Genomic DNA, 17,576 nt, shown 5'->3' on the forward strand with positions numbered 1-17,576 from the left:
GTGCTCATCGAGCGTATTTAAAAATGCCGTTCGCGCCCGGCAAACAGGTCGCGTAAATTGCCCCGGTGGCGCCACACGATCAGCAGTGTCAGCACGCTCATCGGCAGCAGCGCCGCCGGTTCCTGCCAGGCCAGCAAGGGCAGGGTCAGCGGGGTGGCGATCAGCGCGGCGAGCGAGCTGGTGCGGGTCAGGTAGAACGTCAGCAGCCAGGCGACAACCGCCAGCAGCGCTGCCGGTGGGTAAATCCCCAGCAGCATGCCGGCGGCCGTGGCCACACCTTTGCCGCCGCGAAAGCGGAAGTACAGTGGAAACAGGTGGCCGAGGACGGCGCACACGCCAACCCAGGCTTGCTGTTGCAGGGTGAGGCCGGCGAGGCTGGCGATCAGCACGGGCAGCAGGCCCTTGCACAGGTCGCCCAGCAGCGTCAGCACGGCGAGTTTCTTGCCGGCCAGGCGCAACATATTGGTGGCGCCGGCATTGCCTGAGCCACTCATTCGCGGGTCGGGGTTTCCCGTCAGGCGGCTGAGCAAAATGGCGAAGGACAGCGAGCCGAGCAGGTAGGCGAGGATCGCCAGTGACCAAAACATGCTAACTATTCCGGGCGAGGACGCCCTGATTCTAACGGGGCATCGCGCCCTTGTCGTGCTGCGGAGAAGAGTGCTTGGACAGAGTGTTTATCGAAGGCCTGGAAGTCGACACCGTGATCGGGGCCTACGACTGGGAGCGCGGAATCCGCCAATGCCTGCGCCTGGACCTGAGCTTCGCCTGGGATAACCGCCCGGCAGCGGCCGGTGACGACCTGACCCTGGCGCTGGATTACGCCAGCGTGTCCACGCGTATCCAGGCCTTTGCCGAGCAATCCCAGTACCAACTGGTAGAGACCTTCGCCGAGCGATTGGCCGAAGTGTTGATGCGCGAGTTCCAGATCCCCTGGTTGCACCTCAAACTGACCAAGCCTGGTGCCGTTCCGGCGGCCAAGGGCGTGGGCGTGGAGATTGAGCGCGGATGTCGCTAACTCAGGTTTACCTTGGTCTTGGCAGCAATATTGAACGCGAGTCTCATCTGTGCGCAGGCCTGGATGCACTGGCGAGTTTCTTGACTGACGTACGTTGTTCCCCAGTGTTTGAAAGCCAGCCGGTGGGTATCAAAAGCGGGCCGTTCTTCAATCTGGTGGTGTCGGCCTATACCGATCTGCCGTTGATGGAGCTGGACCGTCGGCTGAAATTCATTGAGGCCGACAACGGTCGTTACGCACCGGACCGCAAGGGCCTGCCATTGGATATCGACGTGTTGCTGTATGGCGAGTTGGTCGGCAATTTCGACGGGCTCATCCTGCCGCGCGCAGAAATCCTGAAGAATGCTTTCGTGTTGTGGCCGTTGTCGCTGATGGCGCCGCAGCGCGTGCACCCGCAAGCGCGCAAGACCTTGGCCGAGCTGTGGCGCGATGCGCAGATCGACCAGGTGCTGGCGCCCGTCGCGTTTGAGTGGCGGGGCCAGCAACTCACCCCGAACGCCGCCCTGTAGGAGCGAGCTTGCTCGCGAAAAACCTGAGGGCGCCGCGTATCGTCAGGCTGCCCGCGTTATCGTTGGCGATCTTCGCGGGCAAGCCCGCTCCTACAGGGGGTTGTGTTCCTTGTAGGCTTTCAGCGCCTTGAGCCGTTCGCGCTTGAGTGCTTCACCCAGTTCGGGGCCTTTAAATCCTTTTTCCAGCAACGGCGCCACAGCAACTTCGCGGGCAACTCGTGCTGCCCCGCGTAAATAATCGGCCTGTGGATAACTACGCTGCTCCAAACCCTTGCGGCCGCGGGCGTCCATTTCGCAGGCGACTACAAACTCCTCAAAGCGCTGCGGCCGGCGGTACACGTCAAAACTTTGCAGCAGCTCCAGCAATGTCGAGGGCTTCAGTTCCAGGGCGCGATGGCCATGGGTGTGGTATTGGCAAACCAGCAGCGCCAATTCCTGGCAATCCCTCGGCACCTTGAAACGTTCGTTGACCGCCTTGACCAGCTTTAAGCCCGTATGTTCGTGGGCAATATGCTGCGGCAACTTATCCACAGGTGTCAGGCCCTTGCCCAGATCATGCAGCAGGCAGGCCCAACGTACGGTCAGGGGTTGTTTGTGCAGGGCGGCCTGTTCCAGCACGCTCAGGGTATGCACGCCGGTGTCTATTTCGGGGTGGTGGGCCGCAGGTTGCGGCACGCCAAACAGGGCATCGACTTCTGGCATCAAGGTTTTCAGGGCTGCGCAATCGCGCAGCACCTGGATGAACACCTGTGGCTGATCTTCCATCAATGCGCGGGAGATTTCTTTCCAGCTGCGCTCGGGCGTCAACGCTTCCAGCTCGCCAGATTCGCTGAGTTGGCGCATCAGTTCCAGAGTGGGTGGGGCTACCGTAAAACCCAGGGGAGCATAACGTGCGGCAAAGCGGGCAACGCGCAGTACTCTCAGCGGATCTTCGGCGAATGCGGGGGAAACGTGGCGCAGAACACGGGCTTCCAGGTCTTGCTGGCCGTGGTATGGATCGGTGAGGTTGCCGTCGTCGTCTTCGGCCATGGCGTTGATGGTCAGGTCGCGACGGATCAGGTCTTCTTCCAGCGTTACCTCAGGACTTGCGTGGAACACAAAGCCGCCGTAGCCCCGGCCGTTCTTGCGCTCGGTACGGGCGAGGGCGTATTCGTCGCCGTTTTTTGGGTCCAGGAACACCGGGAAGTCAGCACCGACTGGCTTGTAGCCTTTGGCGAGCATCTCTTCGGCAGTCGCACCCACGACTACGCGGTCGATATCGGTGACCTTGATGCCCAGCAAGCGGTCACGTACCGCGCCGCCAACTTTGTAGATTTTCATGAAAAAGCCTCCATTAGCGGCACAGGATACCGCCTGTGCCTGGCCAAGGGAGGCTTTGCTGTTTCAGAGGTGTACGACAGCCATGTCCAGGCGACCGTAGTCGTTGTCGTTGTGATCGCTGCGCGGTGGTACGTGATGGGTTTTCATCACTTGGTCGCCTTGCAGAGTCTCCAGATGAATGTCGAACCCCCACAACCGATGCAGGTGCTTGAGCACTTCCTCGGTGGATTCGCCCAAGGGTTTGCGGTCGTGTTGTTGGTGGCGCAGGGTCAGTGAGCGGTCGCCCCGCACGTCGATGCTGTAGATCTGCACGTTCGGCTCGCGGTTGCCCAGGTTGTATTGCGCCGCCAGGGTTTCACGGATGGTGCGATAACCGGGTTCATCATGAATGGCCGGCACCACCAGGTCGTCCTTCAGGTCGTCATCGAGAATGCTGAACAGCTTGAGGTCGCGGATAACCTGGGGCGACAGGTACTGCAGGATGAAGCTCTCATCCTTGAAGCTGCTCATGGCGAACTTGATGGTCGACAGCCAATCGCTGCCGGCGATTTCCGGGAACCAGCGGCGATCCTCCTCGGTTGGGTGTTCGCACATGCGCCGGATGTCGCGGTACATGGCAAAGCCCAGTGCATAGGGGTTGATGCCGCTGTAGTAGGGGCTATCAAAGCCGGGTTGGAATACCACGCTGGTGTGGGAAGTGAGGAACTCCATCATGAAGCCGTCGGTGACCAGGCCCTCGTCATACAGGTCGTTCATCAGTGTGTAGTGCCAGAAGGTCGCCCAGCCTTCATTCATCACCTGGGTCTGGCGCTGTGGATAAAAGTATTGGGCGATCTTACGTACGATCCGTACGATTTCCCGTTGCCATGGCTCCAGCAGCGGCGCGTGTTTTTCCAGGAAATACAGGATGTTTTCCTGAGGTTCGGCGGGGAAGCGGGCATTGTCCTTGTCGCTGTTTTTGCCGGTTTTTTTAGGGATGGTGCGCCACAGGTCGTTGATCTGCTTCTGCAAGTGCTCCTCGCGTTCCTTTTGGCGCAGGCGTTCTTCCTCGGCAGAGATCGGGTAAGGGCGTTTGTAGCGGTCCACGCCGTAGTTCATCAGGGCATGGCAGGAGTCGAGCAGGTCTTCCACCGCATCGATGCCGTGGCGTTCCTCGCATTGCATGATGTACTGCTTGGCGAACACCAGGTAATCGATGATCGAGCTGGCATCGGTCCAGGTGCGGAACAGGTAATTGCCCTTGAAGAAACTGTTGTGCCCATAGCACGCGTGCGCCACTACCAGCGCCTGCATGCAGATGGTGTTTTCCTCCATCAGGTAGGCGATGCACGGGTCGGAATTGATCACGATCTCGTACGCCAGGCCCATCTGACCCCGGCTGTAGGATTTTTCGGTGCTGAGGAAGTGTTTGCCGTAGGACCAATGGTGATAGCCCAAGGGCATGCCCACCGACGCGTAGGCGTCCATCATCTGTTCGGCGGTGATCACTTCGATCTGGTTGGGGTAGGTGTCCAGGGCATAGCCCGCCGCGATGCGGCTGATTTCCCGGTCGTAGGCCTGGATCAGTTCAAAGGTCCACTCGGAACCCGTGGAAATGGGTTGGCGCTTTTGCTCTTTTTTGGCGGTCATGTCACTAACCTGCGCTGGAAGAGTTCACGGAAGACCGGGTAGATATCGCCGGCCGAGACCAGTTGCTGCTGGGCAAACGTGTCGGCAAAGGCTTCGCCGATGCGCTCATATTCGAACCACAGGGCCTGGTGCTCACGGGGGGTGATTTCAACATAAGTGTAGTACTGCACGAACGGCATGATCTGGTTGATCAGAATGTCGCGGCAGATGGGCGAATCGTCGTTCCAGTTGTCACCGTCCGAGGCCTGGGCGGCATAGATGTTCCATTCGTTGGCCGGGTAGCGTTCGGCCATGATCTCCTGCATCAGCTTCAAGGCGCTGGAGACGATGGTGCCGCCGGTTTCCCGCGAGTAAAAAAACTCTTCTTCGTCTACTTCCCGGGCGCTGGTGTGATGGCGGATGAACACTACATCGATCTTGTCGTAGTTCCGCTTCAGGAACAGGTACAGCAGGATAAAGAAGCGCTTGGCAATGTCCTTGGTGGCTTGGGTCATGGAGCCCGATACGTCCATCAGGCAGAACATCACGGCCTTGGAACTGGGGTTGGGTTGTTTGACCAGCAGGTTGTATTTCAAGTCGAAAGTGTCGAGGAATGGCACGCGGTGAATGCGCGCACTGAGTTTTTCGATTTCGGCCTCAATTTCCTGGATATCGCCGAAGTTGTCTGGCTCTTCGCGTTTTAAGCGCGCCAACTCTTCCTTGGCCTCCTTCAATTTGGCGCGGCTGCTGCCGGACAGCGCGATGCGTCGGGCGTGGGCCGAACGCAGGGTGCGGATGATGTTGATCCTGGACGGGTTGCCCTCGTTGCTGATCCCCGCACGCACGGTCTTGAAGGTGTCGGTGCCGGTGAGGTTACGCTTGACCAGGTTGGGCAGCTCCAGGTCTTCGAACATGAATTCGAGGAACTCTTCCTGGGTAATCTGGAATACAAACTCGTCCATGCCTTCGCCGGAGTTACCGGCCTTGCCTGGGCCTTTACCGCCACCACCGCCTTGGGGGCGTTGAATATGTTCGCCGGTGGTGAACTCCTTGTTGCCCGGATGCACGACGGTCTGCTTGCCGCCCCGGCCGTGGTGCAGCACCGGTTCGTCGATGTCTCGCCCAGGAATGCTGATTTGTTCGCCATGTTCCATGTCGGTGATGGAACGGCGGCTCACGGCCTCTTCCACGGCCTTTTTGATGTGGTCACGGTAGCGCCGCAGGAAACGCTGGCGGTTTACCGTGCTCTTGTTCTTGCCATTGAGGCGTCGGTCGATCACATAGCTCATAGGGGAGCCCTCCGGGCAGCTTCACGTTACAAGCTTCAAACTGCGAGCTGGAAGCTTAAAGACAGGCGGTCAGTTGCCAGGCCAAGGGCCTGGCACTGCACGCGTGTCGCTGCCTTACTGCGATTTGCGAACCCGCAGGTACCACTCGGAGAGCAGTCGTACCTGTTTGTCGGTGTAGCCACGCTCGACCATTCGTGTGACGAAGTCGTTGTGTTTTTGCTGATCCTCCTTGCTGGCCTTGGCATTGAAGCTGATGACCGGCAGCAGATCCTCGGTGTTGGAGAACATTTTCTTCTCGATGACCACCCGCAGCTTCTCGTAGCTGAGCCAGGTGGGGTTCTTGCCATTGTTGTTGGCGCGGGCGCGCAGCACGAAGTTGACGATCTCGTTGCGGAAATCCTTCGGATTGCTGATGCCGGCCGGTTTCTCGATTTTCTCCAGTTCTTCGTTGAGGGCCACGCGGTTGAGGATTTCGCCGGTTTCCGGGTCGCGGTATTCCTGGTCCTGGATCCAGAAGTCGGCGTACAGCACGTAGCGGTCGAAGATGTTCTGTCCGTATTCGCTGTAGGACTCCAGGTACGCGGTCTGGATCTCTTTGCCGATAAACTCGATATAGCGCGGCGCCAGGTATTCCTTGAGGAAGCGCAGGTAGCGCTCGCGGGTTTCGGCCTGGAACTGTTCCTGCTCGATCTGCTGCTCCAGCACGTAGAGCAAGTGCACGGGGTTGGCGGCAATTTCATGAGGGTCGAAGTTGAAGACCTTGGACAGGATCTTGAACGCGAAACGCGTCGACAGGCCATTCATGCCCTCATCCACGCCGGCGCTGTCGCGGTATTCCTGGATCGACTTGGCCTTGGGATCGGTGTCCTTGAGGTTTTCGCCGTCGTACACCCGCATCTTGGAGTAGATGTTCGAGTTTTCCGGCTCCTTGAGGCGCGACAGCACGGTGAACTGGGCGAGCATCTTCAAGGTGTCGGGCGCGCAATGGGCCTTGGCCAGGGAGCTGTTGAACAGCAGCTTGTCGTAGATCTTGATTTCATCGCTGACCCGCAGGCAGTAAGGCACCTTGACGATGTAGATCCGGTCGATGAAGGCTTCGTTATTCTTGTTGTTGCGGAAGGTGTGCCATTCCGATTCGTTGGAGTGGGCCAGCAGGATCCCGGTGAACGGAATCGCCCCCAGGCCTTCGGTACTGTTGTAGTTGCCTTCTTGGGTGGCGGTGAGCAGTGGGTGCAGCACCTTGATCGGTGCCTTGAACATCTCCACGAACTCCATCAGGCCCTGGTTGGCCCGGCACAGTGCGCCCGAGTAGCTGTAGGCGTCGGCGTCGTTCTGTGGGAATTCTTCCAGTTTGCGGATATCGACCTTGCCCACCAGCGCCGAGATGTCCTGGTTGTTCTCGTCGCCTGGCTCGGTCTTGGCCACGCCGATCTGGTTGAGGATGGACGGGTAGAGTTTGACCACGCGGAACTGGCTGATGTCACCCCCAAACTCGGCCAGGCGTTTGGTGGCCCAGGGCGACATGATGGTGTTGAGGTAGCGGCGTGGAATGCCAAAGTCTTCTTCGAGGATCGCGCCATCTTCGGTGGCGTTGAACAGCCCCAGGGGCGACTCGAAGACCGGTGAGCCCTTGATGGCGTAGAACGGCACCTTCTCGATCAGTTGTTTGAGTTTCTCGGCCAGGGACGACTTGCCGCCGCCGACGGGGCCGAGCAGGTAGAGGATCTGTTTCTTCTCTTCCAGGCCTTGGGCGGCATGGCGGAAGTAGGAGACGATCTGGTCAATGCATTCTTCCATTCCGTGGAAGTCTTCAAAGGCCGGGTAGCGGCGGATCACCTTGTTGGAAAATATTCGCGACAGGCGCGAATTGTTCGAGGTGTCTACCAGTTCCGGCTCGCCGATGGCCAGTAGCAGGCGTTCGGCGGCAGACGCGTAGGCACTGCGGTCCTGTTTGCACAGCTCAAGATACTCTTGCAGCGTGAGTTCTTCTTGCTGTGTGGACGCGAAGCGTTGTTGGAAGTGGCTAAAAATACTCATGACGTCGTCACCTCGCTCGATACGTGGAGCCGACGCCGGATCAATCAGTCGATGCTGGCAGTCATTGACGAACGCCAATGGCCGTTTTCCCCCCAGAACACCCTGAAACGCTACCGATGACCCGCACGCCGGTGTACCGGCTCTCCCCTGATTCGGATGGCCTGCGCTTAAGGATAGTTCGGAATCGGGGAGGTCAAGGCGCGATGCGTAATTAGTTTGGCTGCGCCGTTCGTCAGAAACGGCGCGAGCCCAAGCGTCACGCGGGGTAGCGGGGTTTGAAAAAAATTATTGCGAATTGCCCGAGGAAATTTCTGCAGGATAAGTCGTACGCCATAGTTCGAACCCGCCATCCAGGCTGTAGACGTCGGAGAAGCCTTGGCTGATGAGGTAGGCCGCCGCACTCTGGCTGGAGTTGCCGTGATAGCAGGCCACGATCACTGGCGCGTCGAGGTCGGCCGCGCGGATGAAATCGGCGATGTTGACGTTGTCCAGGTGCTGGGCGCCGGTGATGTGGGCGGCCGCGTAAGTCGGCTGGTCACGAATATCGACCACCACGGCACCTTGCTCGCGCAGGGCCTGGGCTTGTTCGGGAGGGATACGTTTGAATTCGCTCATGGGGGCTCCTAGGGCTTGGTGGCCGGCAGGGTAACGGAAAGGGGGGATTCGCACTGGCAGCTGTGGCGCTCGCCGGTGTCGATGTTCATCAGGGTCATGGCGCCGCCCCACACGCAGCCGGTGTCGAGGGCATGCACGCCGGGTTCGTCGCACTTGCCTTCCAGGGCTGCCCAGTGACCGAAGATGATCTGCGTGTCGCGAGTCTTGCGCTCTTTATGGGCGAACCACGGTTTGTAGCCGGGCAGGGCGGTGTCGGCGCCTTCCTTGCTCTTGAGGTCCAGCTTGCCTTCGGCAGTACAGAAGCGCATGCGCGTGAAGTAGTTGGTGATCACCCGCAGGCGCGTGACGCCGCTGAGGTCGTTGTCCCACTTCACTGGCTCATTACCATACATGCCGTCGAGGTAGGTGGTGTACAGGGTGTCGTCGGCCAATGCGCTCTCGACTTCGGCGGCGCACTTGAGGGCTTTTTTCAGCGTCCACTGAGGCGGGATGCCGGCATGTACCAGGGCCATGTTGCGGCCTTCGTCGTAATGCATGAGCTTTTGGCGGCGCACCCAGTCGAGCAATTCGGCGCGGTCGGGCGCTTCGAGGATTTCTCGCAGGGTGTCGCCCTTTTTCAGACGCTCGATGTTATTGCCGGCCGCCAGCAGGTGCAGGTCGTGGTTGCCAAGCACGCACACCAGGGCGTCACGCAGGCTATATAGATAGCGCAGGGTCGCCAGGGACTCGGGACCGCGGTTGACCAAATCACCTACCAGCCACAAACGGTCCTTTGTCGGGTCGAAGGCCACACGTTCGAGCAGGCACTTGAGGGGTTCCAGACAGCCTTGCAGGTCGCCGACTGCATAGGTCGCCATCAGTGCAGGGCTCCCGGTACGGCAAGGCGGAAGGGCGCGATGATGGCGTCGAACAGCTGGCCGTCGGTGGCTTTCATCTGATATGAGCCTTGCATGGTGCCGACCTTGGAGGTCATCACCGTGCCGCTGCTGTAGGTATGGCTCGCGCCGCTGTCGATCAGCGGTTGTTGGCCAACCACGCCAGCACCACGTACTTCCTCGACCTGGCCGTCGCCGTCGGTGATCACCCAATGGCGCGATAACAGCTTGGCCGGCACCAGCCCGTTGTTTTTCACCGTGATGGTGTAGGCAAAGGCGAAGCGGTTGTTTTCGGGTTGGGATTGGTCCGCCAGGAAGCGGGTGACGACGCTGACGTCGATCTGGTAGCGAGGATCGGACATGCAAGAGGCCTTAAAAAGCGGAGGACAGCAGATGCGAGTCAGTCTAGGCCAAGAGGTGGGCACTAGGCCAGACATGGTGTCTGGCCGCGCGGAGAATGTGGGAGCGGGCTTGCTCGCGAATGCGTAGTGTCAGCCAATGAACCTGGCACTGACACACCGCCTTCGCGAGCAAGCCCGCTCCCACATTTGATTTGCGTTGAACCTTACTCCGTTGTCGGCGCAGGCTGGATCGCCAACTGGTCGGCCAGGCGCACGAATGCGGCCAGGTCCAACTGCTCGGGGCGCAGGCTGCCGTCGACGCCGGCAGCTTCGATTTCAGCGTTGCTCAGCAGGGCCTTGAGGGTGTTGCGCAAGGTCTTGCGGCGCTGGTTGAAGGCCTCGCGTACGATGCGCTCCAGCAACTTGTGATCCTTGGCCGGGTGCGGCAGTACCGCGTGGGGCACCAGGCGCACGATGGCCGAGTCGACCTTCGGCGGTGGGTTGAACGCGCCGGGGCCCACATTGAACAGGTGTTCTACACGGCAGTGGTACTGAACCATGATCGACAGACGGCCCCAATCACCACCACCCGGCCCTGCGGCCAGGCGCTCCACCACTTCTTTTTGCAGCATGAAGTGCATGTCGCGGATGATCCCGGCGTTGTTGAGCAGGTGAAAAATCAGCGGTGTGGAGATGTTGTACGGCAGGTTACCCACCACGCGCAGGCTGTTAGGCGCGGCGTTGAGGGTGTTGAAGTCGAACTTCAGTGCATCGCCCTGGTGCAGGTTGAAGTTGGACTTGCCGGCAAACTGCTGGTTGAGGATCGGGATCAGGTCCTTGTCCAGCTCCACTACGTCCAGTTGGCCACCGCTGGCCAGCAGGCCTTGGGTCAGCGCGCCCTGGCCTGGGCCGATTTCCAGCAGGCGGTCTTCAGGCTTGGCATGGATGGAGCGCAGGATGCGGTCGATCACGCCAGCATCGTGCAGGAAGTTTTGCCCGAAGCGCTTGCGCGCCCGGTGTTGGTAATGCTCGGTCATATACGGGTCTCGGCCATCTGATAGGCGGTTTCCAGGGCTACGTGCAGGCTGCCGGTATCGATCTTGCCGCTGCCCGCCAGGTCCAGGGCAGTGCCATGGTCGACGGAGGTACGGATGATCGGCAGGCCCAGTGTCACGTTGACGGCGGCGCCGAAGCCTTTGTATTTAAGCACCGGCAGCCCCTGGTCGTGGTACATCGCCAGCACTGCATCGCAGTGCTCCAGATATTTGGGGGTAAACAGAGTGTCTGCAGGCAGCGGGCCACGCAGGTCCATGCCTTCTTGGCGCAGACGCTCCAGGGTTGGTTCGATGATGTCGATTTCTTCATGGCCCAGGTGGCCGCCTTCACCGGCGTGGGGGTTGAGCCCACAGACCAGGATGCGCGGTTGGGCGATGCCGAATTTTTGTTGCAGGTCGGCGTGCAGGATGCGCGTGACGCGTTCCAGCCGCTCAACGGTAATGGCGTCGGCAATCTCGCGCAGTGGCAGGTGCGTGGTCACCAGGGCGACACGCAGGCCGTGCGTGGCCAGCATCATTACGACTTGTTCGGTGTGGGTCAGTTCGGCGAGGAATTCGGTATGCCCGGAGAAGGCGATGCCAGATTCATTGATCACGCCTTTGTGCACCGGGGCGGTGATCATCCCGGCGAAGTCGCCGTCGATGCAGCCTTGCCCGGCACGGGTCAGGGTTTGCAGGACGAATGCGGCGTTGGCCTTGTCCAGTTGCCCGGCAACCACCTTGGCCTGCAGTGGGGTGTCCCACACATAAAGGCTGCCGGCGGGGGCAGGCACGTCGGGCCAGTTGCCTGGCGACGCGTCCAGCAAGCTGACTGCCACACCCAGTTGCGCGGCCCGCTCGATGAGCAGGTCGCGGCTGGTAATGGCGATCAGGGGGTGTGGCTGGGCTTGCGAGGCGAGCAGCAGGCACAGGTCTGGACCAATGCCGGCCGGCTCGCCGGGTGTTACCGCGAAACGCTGGGGTTTCACTGGGTGGCCTGGTCGGTGCCTGTTTGCTCGGCGCCTGGCAGCTTGTTCTCTACGTAGGCTTCGTCGCGGATCTGACGCAACCAGGTTTGCAGCTCTTCGTCATATTTGCGGTTACGCAGTACGTTCAGCGCTTGTTGCTCGCGGGCCTGGCTGGTGTTGTCGGTGGCGCGACGGCCAAGGACTTCCAGCACGTGCCAGCCGTATTGGGTCTTGAACGGCTTGGACAATACACCCTGCGGGGTATCGGCCATCACCTGTTGGAACTCCGGCACCAATGCTTTGGGGTCGATCCAGTTCAGGTCGCCGCCGTTGAGGGCAGAGCCTGGGTCTTCCGAGAAGCTTTTGGCCAGGGTGGCGAAGTCTTCGCCGCTTTCGATGCGGTCGTAGATCTTCTGGGCCAATTCCTTGGTTTGGGCTTCGGTGCGGATTTCGCTTGGTTTGACCAGGATGTGACGAACGTGAACTTCGTCTTTCAGCGAGGTCTCGCCACCACGACGCTCCAGCAACTTCAGGATGATGAAACCGCCTGGAGTACGGGCAGGCTGGGTGATGCCGCCCACTTCCATCGCGCTCAGCTCACGGTCGAACGGAGGTGGCAATTGAGCAGCTTTACGCCAGCCCATGTCACCGCCTTCGAGGGCGTTGTCGCTGCCGGATTGGGCAATGGCCATCTGGGCGAAATCAGCGCCCGCCTTCAAGCGATCATAGATAGCCTGGGTCTTGGCGGCGGCCGCATTGAGCTGCTCGGAGTTGGCGCTGTCCGGGGTAGGAATCAGGATATTGGCCAGGTGCAGTTCTTCGGAAAGCTGCATCTTGCCCAGGTCCGATGCCAGGAAGTTCTTCACTTCCTGCTCGGACACCTGAACCCGCTCGGCCACACGGCGCTGACGGACACGGCTGATGATCATTTCACGGCGGATCTGGTCACGGGCGTCCTCATAGGACAAACCGTCGTGAGCCAGGGCTGCGCGGAACTGGTCGATGCTCATGTTGTTGCGCTGGGCAATAGTGCCAACGGCCTGGTTCAGTTCTTCGTCCGAGATGCGGATGCCGGAACGATCGCCAATCTGCAACTGCAGGTTCTCGACGATCAGGCGCTCCAGCACCTGCTGGTCCAGGACGCTGGTCGGTGGCACGCCACCGCCACGCTTGGCGATGGTTTGCTGGACTTCCTTGACGCGCTGGTCCAGTTGGCTCTGCATGATCACGTCGTTATCGACGATGGCCACTACCTTATCCAGTTCTTGAACCGCAGCGTGCGCCGATGCGGTACCCAGGAACAGCGCGCCCAGCACTAGCGGGCGCAGACACTCAGAAAGCTTGGTCTTCACGTTCACGATAACCTTCAATGCCTTTGTCGAGGAAGCTCTCTACCTTGGCGCCGGTCAGGCCGCCGAGTCCTTTGAGGACGATCTGGAAGAAGAGCCCGTGGTCACCCTTTTCGTTAAGCGGGGCGATCTGGCTGTATTCGTCGTTGGAAACCCAGTAACGGTTGATGACGCGCAGTTTCCAGCAGCAGTTGTCGTACTCGAAACCACCGAAGGCTTCCAGGGTACGGTTGCGGGCATAGTCGTACTGCCAGCGGGTGATCAGGTTCCACTGTGGAACGATCGGCCACATCATCGAGAAGTCGTGCTGTTGGATTTTGTAGTAATCCTTCACGTAATTCTCGTCGCCTGGCTGACCGTAGTCACCACCGAATTGCCATTTGCCGGTCAACTGGTTGTAGACAACCTGGTCATTACGATAGCGGTAGCCAACGTTGATGATCTTGTTCGGGTTGTCTTCTGGCTGATAGTGCAGCATCGCGCTACCGGAACGAGGAGCGTGCTCTTCGGTGTCCCAGTTGTAGTCGGCGGTGGCACGCCAGTCGCGGTTGAAGCGGAACTCGTAGTCCAGGGCGACTGGGGAGACATCGTTCTGTGCGTCGGCACGTTCGGACGCCAGGATCCCCGGCAGTTGGACTTCACGATCCTTGAAGTACAGCGCCTGACCCACGGATACGCGCTGACGCTCGAAGCCGTTGTCTTCGATCCAGCGACTGGTCAAGCCCAGGGACAGTTTGTTTTCGTCGCCGATACGGTCTGAACCGCTGAAGCGGTTGTCGCGGAACAGCGAGGCGTAGCTGAACGAGTATTCGCTGGTGTCGAACACCGGGATATCGCTCTGGTCCTTGTCTGGCACGTACAGGTAGAACGCGCGCGGCTCAAGGGTCTGGCGATAGTTGGTGCCGAACCAGTTGGTATTGCGGTCGAAGTACAGGCCGCTGTCGATGCTGGCCACCGGAACCGCACGGTCCTGGGAACTCTTGAACGTGCCGCCTGCGTACCGGGTACCATTTGCTACTGCTTCGGCCTGATCAGCAATGATCTGGTTCTTGCCGATGCTGTCCAGGTCCAGGTCGTACTTGGTGTAGACGTACTTGAGCTTCGGCGTTACGAAGCCGTAGGTCCAGTTCATCGGGTATTCAACGGCTGGCGCTACGTTCAGGCGGGTACCGTTTGCACGGGTCAGGCCACGGACATAGGTGTCCAGGCGGCGCTCGACATCACCGTTTTCATTGGTGAAGTTGCCGTTTTCCAGGTCGCGCTCGAAGCGTACTGCCTCGGTCTCGTAGCTGAAGTTCAAACCACCCGGATGGTACGGCAGGGTGCCGTTGAAGGTGATTTGCGGCAGGCGGTCATACGGTGTGACCTGAGAAATCGTCGCCAGCTGGTAGGCCTGCAGGTTCAAGCGAGCCTGGAAGGTGTCGCCACGATAGGTCACGGAACCCTGCTGGTTCACGTAGTCGGAACTCTCGACGCCTTCCTGGTAGGACTTGAGGTCCTGGAAGTAGTACGGATCGCTGATCGTGGTGTAGTCGACCTGGGTCAGTACACGCGAATCCAACCCGCCCTTGTGTTGCCAGTTGAGCATGTAGCGGGTTTTTTCGTAGTCGGTCTGTTTTTTGCGCTCGTCGTTGTCGTCGTTCAGGTACGCGCCGCCGAACTGGCCTTCGCTGGACTTGGTGAGGTAGCGGAATTCGCCTTCCATCAACATGCCGCGCTTGGTCATGTATTGCGGGTACAACGTGGCGTCGTAGTTGGGCGCCAGGTTGAAGTAGTACGGCGTAACCAGGGTAAAGCCGGTCTCGCTGCCGGAGCTGAAGCTCGGTGGCAGGAAGCCGGATTGACGACGGTCGTCGATCGGGAAATAGATGTAGGGGGTGTACAGGATCGGGATGTTCTTGATCCGCAGCGTCGCGTTGGTGGCCGTACCGAAACCGGTGGCCGGGTTCAACGTGATGTTGTTGCCCTTGAGCTGCCAGGCGTTGCTGTCTGGCTCGCAGGTGGTGTACGTACCGTCCTTGAGGCGGATGATCGCGTTTTCGGCACGCTTGGCGTACAGCGCGTTGCCGCGGATGCGCGACTTGTGCAACACGTACTCGGCGTTGTCGATCTGCGCCGCACCGGTGTCCAGCTGGACCTGGGCGTGGTCGCCAACGATCAGGGCGCCGTTGTCGCGCATGCGCACGTTGCCGTTCAGTTCGCCGCGGCTTTCGGCCTGGTACAGGCTGGCTTCCTCGGCTTCAAGCTGCATACTGCCCTGGCGCATGACGACGTCACCGGCCAGGGTTGCGACTTGTTGTTCCTGCTCGTAACGAGAGGCCTTGGCGCCGATGAAGGTCGGTGCATCGCTCTTGTTCGTCTTGTCATTCATGCCAGGACGAATCGGCTCGATGTACGCACCACCGCAATACGGACCGGTTTCGGCCAGTTGGGCTGCGGTCAGCTTGTCGCGAGGTACCCAGTCCAGGTGGCTGTAGTCGGCACTGCGCGAACGCAGGCCACGGCCCTTGGAGTCAGTGACCAGTGCGGTCTGCGGCGCGGCCTCGGCTTTGCCGCCGGTTTCGCCTTGCGGCGCCGTGCTGACGGCGGCGCCGTCATGCACGGGACGCGGTGGCAACGGGGCTGCGGCGGTTTTTGGCGCGCAATCCCAGGCACCCGAAGCAGAGACTGAGCAGTCATACTGTTCCGCGGCGACCACGAATGAGGTGGCGAAAGGTTGCATGGCCAGCAGACTGCCGGTTACCAGCAACGGAAATTTTCTACGAAACGCGGGGGATTTCAATGCCATCTTATTAGTCCGGGCTTCCTGCGTGCCATCTGCCCGCGGTGTGGGCCGCACGCCTCTCGATGGTCTGAAAAAGATGCGTGATAATAAAGCATGACCCGCTTGACGGCTAGCGCCGTCGGAGACCCTTGTAATGCCCGAGCAAGATCTACGTTTACAACAGCTGGAAGTCTGGCTGGATGAGCAGTTACCAATCCTTTTCAACGCCCAGGGTTGGGGTGCCGTACCCCCGGCCACATTGACCGCGGCCAGCAGTGACGCGAGTTTCCGGCGCTACTTCCGTTGGGACGGCGGTGGCCGCACTTTCGTGGTGATGGACGCTCCGCCCCCCCAGGAAAACTGCAAACCCTTCGTCGATATCGCCCATTTGCTGGCAAAGTCGGGCATAAATGTGCCAAAAATTTATGCAGAAGATTTGCCGCGCGGGTTTCTTTTGCTCAATGACCTGGGCCAAAAAACTTATCTGGATGTGATTGACGAGCAAAACGCCGATCAATTGTTCGCCGATGCCATCGATGCCTTGCTGGCTTTCCAGCAGTTGCCGATGGACGCCCCGCTGCCCAGCTACGACATTGCCTTGCTGCGTCGGGAGCTTGAGCTGTTTCCCGAGTGGTACGTGCGCCGGCATCTGGGGGTCGAGTTTGATACTCGGCAGCAAGCCCTATGGCAGCGCGCCAGCGATCTGCTGATCGACAGCGCCCTGGCCCAGCCGAAAGTGCTGGTGCACCGCGACTATATGCCGCGCAACCTGATGATCAGCGAGCCGAACCCCGGCGTGCTGGATTTCCAGGATGCGGTGTACGGCCCAGTGACCTACGACATCACCTGTCTGTTCAAGGACGCGTTCCTCAGTTGGCCCCAACCCCGTGTACGGGAATGGCAGCGCACCTATTGGGCGCGTGCGAGCCAGGCCGGCATTCCTGTGCAGGCGGACTTCAACGACTTCCTGCAAGCCAGCGACCTGATGGGCGTGCAGCGTCACCTCAAGGTCATCGGCATCTTTGCGCGCATCTGCCACCGTGACGGCAAGCCTCGCTACCTGGCCGACGTGCCGCGTTTCTTCGCCTATATAGAAGCCGTGCTGGCGGAGCGTCCTGAGTTGAGCGATTTGGCCCAATTGCTGGCCAGCCTGCGTCAGCCTGCCGAGGCAAATGTATGAAGGCCATGATCCTGGCTGCCGGCAAAGGCGAGCGGATGCGTCCGCTCACCTTGCACACGCCCAAGCCCCTGGTGCAGGCCGGTGGCAAGCGTTTGATCGAGTATCACCTGGAGGCGCTGGCCAAGGCCGGATTCACCGATATCGTGATCAACCACGCCTGGCTCGGTCAGCAGATCGAAAGCTACCTGGGGGACGGTGCGCAGTTCGGCCTGCGCATCCGCTATTCGCCGGAGGGCGAGCCGCTGGAAACCGGCGGCGGGATTTTCCAGGCGTTGTCCTTGTTGGGAGATGAGCCGTTCCTGGTGGTCAACGGCGATATCTGGACCGACTACGACTTTACCCAACTCAAGCAGCCGCTGCGGGGGCTGGCGCATTTGGTGATGGTGGACAACCCGGCGCATCACCCCTCGGGCGGTGATTTCTACCTTGATCAGGGTTTGCTTCATGATGCTGCGGCCGGTGCCGATAACCTGACCTTCAGTGGCATTTCAGTGCTCGACCCCCAGCTGTTCGCGGGTTGCAGCGCTGGTGCCTTCAAGCTGGCGCCGCTGTTGCGGGCGGCGATGGCCAAAGGTTTGGTAACGGGGGAACACATGGCGGGACGCTGGATCGATGTCGGCACGCTGGAGCGCCTGGCGCAAGTCGAAACCCTGCTGACAGCGGGGCAGTAAC

At 60.2% G+C, this 17,576-nt stretch carries 16 protein-coding genes and 1 pseudogene; 4 read left to right on the forward strand and 13 right to left on the reverse strand.

The window, feature by feature from the left end; translation table 11 throughout:
- Positions 1 to 17 precede the first annotated feature (17 nt).
- Positions 18 to 587, reverse strand: coding sequence for a glycerol-3-phosphate 1-O-acyltransferase PlsY (plsY, locus tag DYL59_RS10125; RefSeq protein WP_135289061.1), 570 nt, complete (start codon positions 585 to 587; stop codon positions 18 to 20).
- Between the two features lie 74 nt (positions 588 to 661).
- On the opposite strand from plsY, the gene folB reads away from it, so the two are divergent.
- Together folB and folK are read left to right on the forward strand one after the other, a co-directional pair.
- Positions 662 to 1,015, forward strand: coding sequence for a dihydroneopterin aldolase (folB, locus tag DYL59_RS10130; protein ID WP_122487280.1), 354 nt, complete (start codon positions 662 to 664; stop codon positions 1,013 to 1,015).
- A complete protein-coding gene (gene folK / locus DYL59_RS10135; protein WP_135289062.1) occupies positions 1,006 to 1,524 on the forward strand; it encodes a 2-amino-4-hydroxy-6-hydroxymethyldihydropteridine diphosphokinase in 519 nt (172 codons plus the stop codon). The genes folB and folK overlap by 10 nt, the downstream gene beginning before the upstream one ends.
- On the opposite strand, the pseudogene DYL59_RS31605 reads toward folK, so the two are convergent.
- The 12 genes and pseudogenes from DYL59_RS31605 to DYL59_RS10190 all read right to left on the reverse strand — a co-directional run.
- Positions 1,520 to 1,606 (reverse strand): annotated as a pseudogene (locus DYL59_RS31605) (outer membrane lipoprotein carrier protein LolA); the annotation flags it as partial. The gene folK and the pseudogene DYL59_RS31605 overlap by 5 nt on opposite strands.
- Positions 1,607 to 1,614: 8 nt before the next feature.
- Positions 1,615 to 2,844, reverse strand: coding sequence for a multifunctional CCA addition/repair protein (locus DYL59_RS10140; RefSeq protein ID WP_135289063.1), 1,230 nt, complete (start codon positions 2,842 to 2,844; stop codon positions 1,615 to 1,617).
- A gap of 63 nt (positions 2,845 to 2,907) precedes the next feature.
- The gene (locus tag DYL59_RS10145) at positions 2,908 to 4,473 is read right to left on the reverse strand and encodes a SpoVR family protein (protein WP_135289064.1); all 1,566 of its coding nucleotides are present in this window, start codon (positions 4,471 to 4,473) and stop codon (positions 2,908 to 2,910) included.
- Positions 4,470 to 5,741 carry a YeaH/YhbH family protein gene (locus tag DYL59_RS10150; RefSeq protein WP_016977872.1) on the reverse strand — a complete coding sequence of 424 codons (1,272 nt, stop codon included), beginning with the start codon at positions 5,739 to 5,741 and terminating at the stop codon, positions 4,470 to 4,472. Before DYL59_RS10150 ends, DYL59_RS10145 begins: the two co-directional genes overlap by 4 nt.
- Positions 5,742 to 5,855: 114 nt before the next feature.
- Positions 5,856 to 7,778, reverse strand: a complete 1,923-nt coding sequence (locus DYL59_RS10155; protein WP_135289065.1) for a PrkA family serine protein kinase — start codon at positions 7,776 to 7,778, stop codon at positions 5,856 to 5,858.
- Positions 7,779 to 8,063: 285 nt separating this feature from the next.
- Positions 8,064 to 8,393, reverse strand: a complete 330-nt coding sequence (glpE, locus tag DYL59_RS10160; RefSeq protein ID WP_033898114.1) for a thiosulfate sulfurtransferase GlpE — start codon at positions 8,391 to 8,393, stop codon at positions 8,064 to 8,066.
- 8 nt (positions 8,394 to 8,401) lie between these two features.
- Positions 8,402 to 9,250, reverse strand: a complete 849-nt coding sequence (locus DYL59_RS10165) for a symmetrical bis(5'-nucleosyl)-tetraphosphatase (RefSeq protein ID WP_135289066.1) — start codon at positions 9,248 to 9,250, stop codon at positions 8,402 to 8,404.
- Complete coding sequence (gene apaG / locus DYL59_RS10170) at positions 9,250 to 9,630, reverse strand: Co2+/Mg2+ efflux protein ApaG (RefSeq protein WP_135289067.1); 381 nt, start codon at positions 9,628 to 9,630, stop codon at positions 9,250 to 9,252. Before apaG ends, DYL59_RS10165 begins: the two co-directional genes overlap by 1 nt.
- Positions 9,631 to 9,833: 203 nt before the next feature.
- Entirely contained in the window at positions 9,834 to 10,646 is an 813-nt protein-coding gene (rsmA, locus tag DYL59_RS10175; protein WP_135289068.1) for a 16S rRNA (adenine(1518)-N(6)/adenine(1519)-N(6))-dimethyltransferase RsmA, read from the reverse strand.
- The gene (pdxA, locus tag DYL59_RS10180; protein ID WP_135289069.1) at positions 10,643 to 11,632 is read right to left on the reverse strand and encodes a 4-hydroxythreonine-4-phosphate dehydrogenase PdxA; all 990 of its coding nucleotides are present in this window, start codon (positions 11,630 to 11,632) and stop codon (positions 10,643 to 10,645) included. Before pdxA ends, rsmA begins: the two co-directional genes overlap by 4 nt.
- Positions 11,629 to 12,969, reverse strand: coding sequence for a peptidylprolyl isomerase (locus DYL59_RS10185; protein WP_135289070.1), 1,341 nt, complete (start codon positions 12,967 to 12,969; stop codon positions 11,629 to 11,631). The genes pdxA and DYL59_RS10185 overlap by 4 nt, the downstream gene beginning before the upstream one ends.
- Positions 12,944 to 15,748, reverse strand: coding sequence for an LPS-assembly protein LptD (locus DYL59_RS10190; protein ID WP_135289071.1), 2,805 nt, complete (start codon positions 15,746 to 15,748; stop codon positions 12,944 to 12,946). The genes DYL59_RS10185 and DYL59_RS10190 overlap by 26 nt, the downstream gene beginning before the upstream one ends.
- A gap of 130 nt (positions 15,749 to 15,878) precedes the next feature.
- Between DYL59_RS10190 and DYL59_RS10195 the strand changes: the two genes are divergently transcribed.
- Both DYL59_RS10195 and murU read left to right on the forward strand, forming a co-directional pair.
- Positions 15,879 to 16,904, forward strand: coding sequence for an aminoglycoside phosphotransferase family protein (locus DYL59_RS10195; protein ID WP_135289072.1), 1,026 nt, complete (start codon positions 15,879 to 15,881; stop codon positions 16,902 to 16,904).
- Complete coding sequence (gene murU, locus DYL59_RS10200) at positions 16,901 to 17,575, forward strand: N-acetylmuramate alpha-1-phosphate uridylyltransferase MurU (protein ID WP_135289073.1); 675 nt, start codon at positions 16,901 to 16,903, stop codon at positions 17,573 to 17,575. The genes DYL59_RS10195 and murU overlap by 4 nt, the downstream gene beginning before the upstream one ends.
- Position 17,576 lies beyond the last annotated feature (1 nt).

This window comes from Pseudomonas kairouanensis, assembly GCF_004682055.1.
Classification (GTDB): domain Bacteria; phylum Pseudomonadota; class Gammaproteobacteria; order Pseudomonadales; family Pseudomonadaceae; genus Aquipseudomonas; species Aquipseudomonas kairouanensis.

Coding starts and splice junctions, on each gene's coding strand:
- DYL59_RS10165 (WP_135289066.1), bottom strand. CDS start 9,250: ATGGCGACCTATGCAGTCGGCGACCTGCAAGGCTGTCTGGAACCCCTC.
- DYL59_RS10195 (WP_135289072.1), top strand. CDS start 15,879: ATGCCCGAGCAAGATCTACGTTTACAACAGCTGGAAGTCTGGCTGGAT.
- DYL59_RS10145 (WP_135289064.1), bottom strand. CDS start 4,473: ATGACCGCCAAAAAAGAGCAAAAGCGCCAACCCATTTCCACGGGTTCC.
- plsY (WP_135289061.1), bottom strand. CDS start 587: ATGTTTTGGTCACTGGCGATCCTCGCCTACCTGCTCGGCTCGCTGTCC.
- DYL59_RS10140 (WP_135289063.1), bottom strand. CDS start 2,844: ATGAAAATCTACAAAGTTGGCGGCGCGGTACGTGACCGCTTGCTGGGC.
- rsmA (WP_135289068.1), bottom strand. CDS start 10,646: ATGACCGAGCATTACCAACACCGGGCGCGCAAGCGCTTCGGGCAAAAC.
- folK (WP_135289062.1), top strand. CDS start 1,006: ATGTCGCTAACTCAGGTTTACCTTGGTCTTGGCAGCAATATTGAACGC.
- DYL59_RS10190 (WP_135289071.1), bottom strand. CDS start 15,748: ATGGCATTGAAATCCCCCGCGTTTCGTAGAAAATTTCCGTTGCTGGTA.
- apaG (WP_135289067.1), bottom strand. CDS start 9,630: ATGTCCGATCCTCGCTACCAGATCGACGTCAGCGTCGTCACCCGCTTC.
- murU (WP_135289073.1), top strand. CDS start 16,901: ATGAAGGCCATGATCCTGGCTGCCGGCAAAGGCGAGCGGATGCGTCCG.
- DYL59_RS10150 (WP_016977872.1), bottom strand. CDS start 5,741: ATGAGCTATGTGATCGACCGACGCCTCAATGGCAAGAACAAGAGCACG.
- glpE (WP_033898114.1), bottom strand. CDS start 8,393: ATGAGCGAATTCAAACGTATCCCTCCCGAACAAGCCCAGGCCCTGCGC.
- DYL59_RS10155 (WP_135289065.1), bottom strand. CDS start 7,778: ATGAGTATTTTTAGCCACTTCCAACAACGCTTCGCGTCCACACAGCAA.